Consider the following 7,585-nt stretch of genomic DNA (forward strand, 5'->3'; position numbering starts at 1 on the left):
TTCTTACAAAGAGTTTACAATTCCTTACAGCCCCAACCGGTTCCCAGACTATTCCATATCCAAAAGCAGCTTTTTCACTTCCACCATACGGTCTCTGAGCCGAGCCGCCTCCTCAAAGTTTAACTCGGCTGCTGCCTGACGCATCTTCTTTTCCAGTTCCTTTGAAAGCTTTTTAAGTTCCTTCTCATCCATAGATTCCGGATCCTTCGTATCTGCGAAACTGTCATTTTCCACGGCCTTTGAAATGGTGATCAGGTCTCTTACTGCCTTTTTAATGGTTGTAGGCGTAATGCCATGCTCCTCATTATATCTCTGCTGGATCTGACGGCGGCGTTTCGTCTCCTCAATCGCCACCCGCATGGAATCTGTGATGGTATCGGCATACATGATCACATGACCCTCAGAATTCCGTGCCGCACGGCCAATTGTCTGAATAAGTGAGGTTTCTGAACGGAGAAAACCTTCCTTGTCCGCATCCAGAATCGCCACCAGCGTAATCTCCGGTATATCAAGGCCCTCTCTTAAAAGATTAATCCCTACAAGCACGTCAAACACATCCAGGCGCATATCCCGGATGATCTGCGCACGCTCTAAGGTATCAATATCGGAATGGAGATATTTCACCCGAATTCCCACTTCCCGCATATAATCGGTAAGATCCTCTGCCATCCGCTTTGTCAAAGTAGTGATCAGAACCTTATGATGGCCTGCCACCTCCTTGTTCACCTCTGAAATCAGATCGTCAATCTGCCCCTCCACAGGACGGACAAATATTTCCGGATCCAGAAGCCCGGTCGGACGGATGATCTGCTCCACCCGCATCAGCTCATGCTCCTGTTCATAGACAGAGGGCGTAGCTGATACAAACAGCATCTGATCAATCTTGCTTTCAAATTCCGAAAAATTTAAAGGACGGTTGTCCAGGGCAGAAGGAAGGCGGAACCCATAGTCCACCAGCGTCATTTTTCTGGAACGGTCTCCCGCATACATGCCCCGTACCTGAGGCAGAGTGATGTGGGACTCATCTACAATAATGAGAAAGTCTTTGGGGAAATAATCAATCAGGGTACAGGGAGGCTCTCCCGGTGCTGTTCCCGTCAAATGTCTGGAATAATTTTCAATACCAGAACAAAAGCCTGTCTCCCGCATTATTTCCACATCAAAATTCGTGCGTTCGGAAATCCTCTGAGCCTCTAACAGCTTATCCTCACTCTTAAAAAATGATACACGCTCCTTTAATTCCTCTAAAATATGTTCCGTGGCCTCCATCATCTTTTCCTTGGGAACCACATAATGAGATGCCGGAAAAATCGCCACATGCCCCAGCTGGGCCTTCACCTCTCCAGTCACGGTATCAATTTCCATGATCCGGTCTACCTCATCCCCAAAAAATTCCACCCGGAAGGCCTGACCGTCTGAGTAGGCCGGATAAATGTCCAGAACATCACCCTTGACCCGAAAGCTTCCCCGCTTAAAGTCCATGTCATTGCGGTCATACTGGATTTCGATCAGCTTGCGGATCACATCATCCCGGTCCTTTTCCATCCCCGGTCTCAGTGAAATAACCATCTCCTGATAATCAATGGCACTTCCCAGACCGTAAATACAGGATACAGATGCCACGATGATCACATCGCTGCGCTCGGAAAGAGCTGCTGTAGCCGAATGGCGCAGCTTGTCGATCTCATCGTTGATGGCGGAGTCCTTTTCAATGTAGGTGTCCGTGGAGGGAACGTAGGCCTCGGGCTGGTAGTAGTCATAATAGGATACAAAGTATTCCACTGCGTTACCCGGAAAATACTCTTTGAACTCACCATAGAGCTGTGCTGCTAAGGTCTTATTGTGCGCTATTACCAAAGTCGGCTTATTTAACTGGGCAATCACATTAGCCATGGTAAAGGTCTTTCCGGAACCCGTAACCCCTAGTAAAGTCTGGAATTGATTGCCTTCCTGGAACCCTTTGACCAACGCCTCAATGGCCTGGGGCTGGTCGCCGGTGGGGGCGTATTCGGAATGTAATTTGAAGATTTTTTGTTCATTTTGCATAAAATCCACCTCCAGATTTCAAAGTAAAAAAGGACGCCTATAAGGCAAAAATTCGTCAAGGAACTTTTCATTTTCGTCGTGGCGCTTTCTCAGATTGCGGCAAAATAGGCCCACGACGAATTTTGTTCACAATCTGCTTTTTTTGCAACCTGCCGTACCCATGTAATTCTATATGGACGAAACAGGAACAAACCATATAAAAAGGACTCAGACATTGCACTTTCGTATACCACAAAGCAACGAGTCAAGTGACTGCTTGCAGGCATTTGGCGACTGCCATTGACAGTAGACTCTTTGCGTCTACTATATCACAAGTTCTTTCAAAAGTACAGAAGCAGTGAACATCTGTTCTTTTGCTTTTACGCAGTCTCCGGAAGGAATCCTGTTACATCCACCACAATCTCCAGCAGTTCGTTTTTAAAGAGCTCATTTTCTTCCATATCTGGAAACACCATGTTCATATACTCCTCTATTTCCGGTACTCCATCCGCTATGATCTCTCTGTATCCGAATATTTTACGCCATTGATTTCGGATCTGCCAGGACTCCAGATAGCTGTAAAGCTTCTCTTTCTTTGCGAAGGTGCGGTTCCCGGCCTCGTCATACTCATAAGTATAGGTGGCCTTGTCAAACTGCCCCCTGCTCTCCGTGCACTTTATAAGCTGCCCGTTGTCATCATAAATGAAGTTCCGCTCCGTAGTCTCCCACTCCGGGTTCTGGTTCTGCCACGGGTTCGTTCCGATTTCTTTGGAGTTTCGATATATGCCTTTCCTTTAATATCATATCTTTGTGCTGATTCAATCAGAAAAGAATCCTCAAAATAATCCAGATATTTCTTAATGGTAGCGGAAGTGATTCTGGATTTCTTTATCGTCTTGAACGTATTCTTCAGTTTTTCCGGATTGGTCAGCGAACCAATGGCAGAAGAAAGAATATTCAGCAGATCTTCCAGTTCTCCAATGTTCTTCACTCGGTTACGTTTGGTAATATCTCTAAGATAAATCTCATTGAACAGATTCTGTAATGCAGCTGCCTTATCGTTTGCTCCCTCACGAAGGACAACCAGAGGGATACCGCCGTATAGCATATATTCAGATAATCCCATGTACTTATCACCGTTGTAATCGGTAGCTATATCTTTGGACAGGAGTTTTGCGTTACTTCCAGTCACAAATACATCCATATTATCTTTACGAAGATAACCATTCAGAACAGCTTCAAAACAATCCAGCATCTGAATTTCATCAAGCAGCAGATAATACATTCCTTCACCTGCAACTTTGGAACGGATATATGCCATGAACTTTTCAGGGTCAACTCCACGCTTTTCCTTTTCAATCTGAATCAGGCTTTCGCCAATCAGATAAAGATCATCGGCTGAGTCAAAAGCAATGCGAATGATATGGTCAGCATCAACTCCGCTTTCCAATAAGTGATGATAAAACAGATTATTCAGTAAGCATGACTGCTGCATATCTATGATAATATTTCATTAAGAAGTTTTTGATATTTTGTCCCCAAAGATACAATCATCAACTTATACCACGTATCATGTGAAAATTCACCATTTTCGATACACCATATTTTATAATGCAAATCTCTGGTAACGGTATTTTGTTATTATAAGCACTTCCTACCACGCTTTTCCCAATGGCAGATTCCAGTCTACCGCATAGAAGGAGGTCTCCTGTTTCAGCTTCTTATACAGGTTTTTCCTCGTCTTGTACTTATCCGGCGAGTTGTTCCAATACTCATATCCTCTCATATAGCTCTCCGTCATATCATCCCATGAGACAAAACGTGCCTGGATCGTTTTTGCGGCTGAGAGCATCTGATCCAGCATTTCTGTCTCCGTATAATACTCTGCCAGATAACACTCTCTCAATACCTGCATGGCCCTGCAGTAATCCCAGCCGTCGATTGCTCCTTCTCCTCCGCGTTTATACGCAAGGAGCATATCCTTAACGAATTCATTATCCTTATACTGCTCCTCGATCTGCTGTTCCGTTCCATTCAGGTATCCCATATAAAAAAGCAATCCCATTTCTTCCTGAAATCCGGAGCGGTGGCCTGAGGTCAAAATCCAGTTAATAGTAGAATCAGCAGATGCGCGGTCTGTTATCCCCCATGCCATTTCCAGCCTGGTCCTGGCATCACCCGCGTATTTTTCCGGGGTGCTTACAAAATACTCCTGATTCCATCCCGTTTCATTTGCAATGATTGCATACGTCGCATAAAACCATTGCTCTGCCTGCTCCTTTGTAATGGATACCGCCGGGGCTGTTTCCTGCTGCAGCCATGCTCCGCTGGACTGAAACGTATATGATACCCCGTCTATTGTCTGAGTGGTATCATGCAGCATTTCGCCTGTAGGCGCACAGTAATACCATTCTCCATTCGACTCAATCCACCCGGCCTGCATGTAGCCTGATCCATTAAAATAATACCAGTTTCCAGAAATCAGCTCCCAACCGCCGGCTGGATAAGAACCATTATCCTGCTCATACCACCAGCCCGTACTGTCCTGCTTCCACTGTGCACCGTAGACGGGGAGTGAAACGGATAATGCCGTTCCAATTATAATAGCTGCTGTGGTTGCTTTTTTCTTCATAACCGTTCCTTCTTTCGTATATGAAATTGACAACTTTATGGTATCCGATCTTTTTTCTGCTTTTCGGTCTTATCATTGCGGATATAGCAGATAACCAGAGAAACCAGCACGAAAACTGACATTATCCTGGAAACCTTTATGTACAGAAGCTCACTCTGTTTTGCTTCTCTGTATTCTTCCATCAGCGCCTTTGCTTCCTGAGGAATCTCATCTGCATCTTCTATGGGCTTCCCATCCTTTTGAAATTCCAGTATTTCCAGAGGACGTTTGTGTTCACTTATATATACAGATGAATAGAAAATCTCAAGCAGCACTAAAAAAATAAAAACCAAAATACGTCGTTTGCTCATCTTTTAAATGCCCCCTTTTTAATGCTGGGACGTATCATTTTTCTTTTATGTGGACTTTCGTCACCCTAGCCGTGGGACATCGCCCAGCAAAAATAATCAAAACACTTAGTTTTACGCTGATAAGGAAGTATTCACAACAACTTATAACTAACGCTGACAGACAGGGTGCAAACAGAGAGTTAATCACTTTCAATAGTGGTCGGCTCTCTGTTTTTCTATCTTCACTTTGTTACGCAATAGAACGTCATTTTTGAGGGTAGAAGTATAAAATATCATCTAAGCGTTTTACACATTCCCTTCCTATCCTTTCCCTAATCCCTCTCCTTGGGGGCAAAGCAAAGCGGCAGAGCCGCCGGAATGGAAAAGAACGGAACGGAAAAGGCTTTCAATGGAAATCATAAACAGAGTATTGGAAAATCACTTGTTTCCCCAAAATAGTAATTGCTTTCTCGCTACATTGATTTACGCACCGATAACATAAGGTACACCGTCCGTTTGCTACAATCTTACATTTGGATAATGACAAATTATTCATAGGACACACCAATGCACATTTCCCGCACTTTATACAAGCGTCGGTATCTATCTGTATTTTGTTTGAATATTCTTGTGTTTTATGGTAAAACCAAAGCCGCTGTCCCAAAAGCCCTGCAATATGGCATAAAAATCCCAAACCGTCTTTAGTTGGAGTACCATTTTTCAAATTACACACCGCTGATTTTATGCGTTCTTCTGCTTGTATAACAATTTGCTTATTTTGAGCCGGAGTACACTTTAAGGCTTTTACATCACAAATACAATCCGGCATTTTCAGATGAAGTCCACCCCATACCTGTGCGCCGTATCTCTCGAACAATCTTGCAGATACGCCCGCACCATCGCCGCTAAACAGTCCCATTGTTGCAATAATGAAAACACGTTTTCCTTTCCATATATCAGAATTTTCGCAGATAAAATCCCGTACAATTTTAGGCAAATTACTGTAATAGATTGGATAAGCAAAAATAATGTCTTTATGATATGTAACTTTTTCCATTGTACCTGTATCTTCTAAAGGGGTTATTTCAATATTCCTATCATATAGAGCAACAAAGTTTTCTAAACAATATTTTGTATTTCCTGTTCCGCTAAAATAAATCCCTATCATATTTTTTCTCCCGTATTATCTAAAAAGGAAAGTTGAAAAACGTCCATAAAATCAATGACCTTCTCTCTCCAATCATTATCATAATTTACATTATTCATGGTGGCTAATGAAGTAACGCCATGTATAAAAGCCCAAATGGTTATGATAATATCATTTTGCTTTTCTTCCGAATAGTGCGTCTGCCCTAATAATTTACTTACAATATTTTTATAGATAATATAAGGTTTATAGTTTTGGTCGTCTGGTATTGATAACGATAAGTCAATTTTTATATTGGATTGAGAATATAAAAATTGAAAATAAGCAGGGTTCTCTACAAAGAAAGATACATAGGCTATCCCCATATCTTTCAATATTTCTGCGACATTATTATTCTTTTGAACGGTACTTTCTAATTGTTTAGAAAATCTATCTGTGATAAATAATTGCATTGCTTCAAGCAGTTCTTCTTTATTTTGAAAATGGCTGTAAGGGGCAGCATGGCTGACCCCACACGCCGCAGCTACCTTTCTCAAAGAAAAAGCATTTACTCCCTCTGTACTTACAAGCTGAATACCTGCTTCGATTAAAGCGTTTCGCAAGTCTTTATGATGATAAGTCTGTCGTTTCTGTGCCATGCTAAGTCCTCCAATCTTTACACTGTCTATATTATAAAACCTAAACTTTACAGTGTCAAGTTTGAGGAGGATTTTAAGTTGTGATACTTGAAATTATTTTTTCCTAAACGGTTATTTATTTGGCATTTCAGAAACTTTTCCGTAATAAGAGATAAGAAAAACTTTTTCAAAATTTTCTCTCAAAACTTCGGCAAAATCGCTCTGCTCGGTGTTGTAGGTAGTGAGAGGAAAATCAGAGGGTTTGGGATACTTCCCAACAAGCAAAATGCAGGGCATTTTCGGAAAAGAGTACTCTTTTTCTATGCTTGCTACGAAACTTATCACATTACAAATCAAAGAAAGGACGGGAAAGGAATGGAACGGAAACAAGAACAAGATACAACAGATGATAGGCAGAAACAGGGAAATCCGGCAGATGAAACAGTGATTTATAAAATCGGCGGCACATTCTATGAAGTGTCTACCTCTTGCGGCGGCTCTGAACCGCTTTTTGAAAAGATGAAGCGGCTCATAAAATCAGAAAATCTCAAAGCGCCTACTGACAAAGGAAAAGAAGTCCGCTATAATGAAGATAGCAACCTGTCTGTCGGGCGTTCATTACAGGAGGAATGAACATGACAGCAAATACATATAAGCCCGAACAGATAACCGCATTATACGCCCGTTTAAGTCAAGAGGACGCATTGGACGGGGACAGCAACAGCATTGTCAATCAAGATGTAATATGTAGAGGGTGGTTTCTACCGCCTAATACTATTACATGACTGGCGGCTCATTTGTGGTGAATTGGTCTGGCAGTTGTGGGAAAGGAAAA

The 7,585-nt window shown here is 42.4% G+C and carries 7 protein-coding genes; 1 reads left to right on the top strand and 6 read right to left on the bottom strand.

Annotated features, from left to right (window positions below; all coding sequences use genetic code 11):
- Positions 1–48: 48 nt before the first annotated feature.
- From uvrB to ACZM6M_RS05325, 6 genes are all read right to left on the bottom strand, one after another.
- A complete protein-coding gene (gene uvrB, locus ACZM6M_RS05300) occupies positions 49–2,046 on the bottom strand; it encodes an excinuclease ABC subunit UvrB (RefSeq protein ID WP_489489853.1) in 1,998 nt (665 codons plus the stop codon).
- Positions 2,047–2,701: 655 nt separating this feature from the next.
- Entirely contained in the window at positions 2,702–3,520 is an 819-nt protein-coding gene (locus ACZM6M_RS05305) for an ATP-binding protein (protein ID WP_418496283.1), read from the bottom strand.
- A 159-nt stretch (positions 3,521–3,679) separates the two neighbouring features.
- On the bottom strand, positions 3,680–4,657 hold the full coding sequence (locus ACZM6M_RS05310) for a DUF1266 domain-containing protein (RefSeq protein ID WP_418926522.1): 978 nt from the start codon (positions 4,655–4,657) through the stop codon (positions 3,680–3,682).
- Positions 4,658–4,692: 35 nt separating this feature from the next.
- The gene (locus ACZM6M_RS05315) at positions 4,693–5,007 is read right to left on the bottom strand and encodes a hypothetical protein (RefSeq protein WP_337434672.1); all 315 of its coding nucleotides are present in this window, start codon (positions 5,005–5,007) and stop codon (positions 4,693–4,695) included.
- A gap of 385 nt (positions 5,008–5,392) precedes the next feature.
- The gene (locus ACZM6M_RS05320) at positions 5,393–6,154 is read right to left on the bottom strand and encodes an EFR1 family ferrodoxin (protein ID WP_337434673.1); all 762 of its coding nucleotides are present in this window, start codon (positions 6,152–6,154) and stop codon (positions 5,393–5,395) included.
- Positions 6,151–6,771 (bottom strand): TetR/AcrR family transcriptional regulator, encoded by a 621-nt coding sequence (locus tag ACZM6M_RS05325; RefSeq protein ID WP_176254211.1) that lies wholly within the window; start codon positions 6,769–6,771, stop codon positions 6,151–6,153. The genes ACZM6M_RS05320 and ACZM6M_RS05325 overlap by 4 nt, the downstream gene beginning before the upstream one ends.
- Positions 6,772–6,858: 87 nt before the next feature.
- On the opposite strand from ACZM6M_RS05325, the gene ACZM6M_RS05330 reads away from it, so the two are divergent.
- Positions 6,859–7,383 (top strand): hypothetical protein, encoded by a 525-nt coding sequence (locus ACZM6M_RS05330; RefSeq protein WP_337434674.1) that lies wholly within the window; start codon positions 6,859–6,861, stop codon positions 7,381–7,383.
- The last annotated feature ends 202 nt before the right edge of the window (positions 7,384–7,585 follow it).

This window comes from Enterocloster sp. (assembly GCF_057861365.1).

Excerpts from the sequence above, each read along its gene's own strand:
- ACZM6M_RS05310 (WP_418926522.1), bottom strand. The coding sequence starts at position 4,657 with ATGAAGAAAAAAGCAACCACAGCAGCTATTATAATTGGAACGGCATTA.
- ACZM6M_RS05305 (WP_418496283.1), bottom strand. The coding sequence starts at position 3,520 with ATGCAGCAGTCATGCTTACTGAATAATCTGTTTTATCATCACTTATTG.
- ACZM6M_RS05325 (WP_176254211.1), bottom strand. The coding sequence starts at position 6,771 with ATGGCACAGAAACGACAGACTTATCATCATAAAGACTTGCGAAACGCT.
- uvrB (WP_489489853.1), bottom strand. The coding sequence starts at position 2,046 with ATGCAAAATGAACAAAAAATCTTCAAATTACATTCCGAATACGCCCCC.
- ACZM6M_RS05320 (WP_337434673.1), bottom strand. The coding sequence starts at position 6,154 with ATGATAGGGATTTATTTTAGCGGAACAGGAAATACAAAATATTGTTTA.
- ACZM6M_RS05315 (WP_337434672.1), bottom strand. The coding sequence starts at position 5,007 with ATGAGCAAACGACGTATTTTGGTTTTTATTTTTTTAGTGCTGCTTGAG.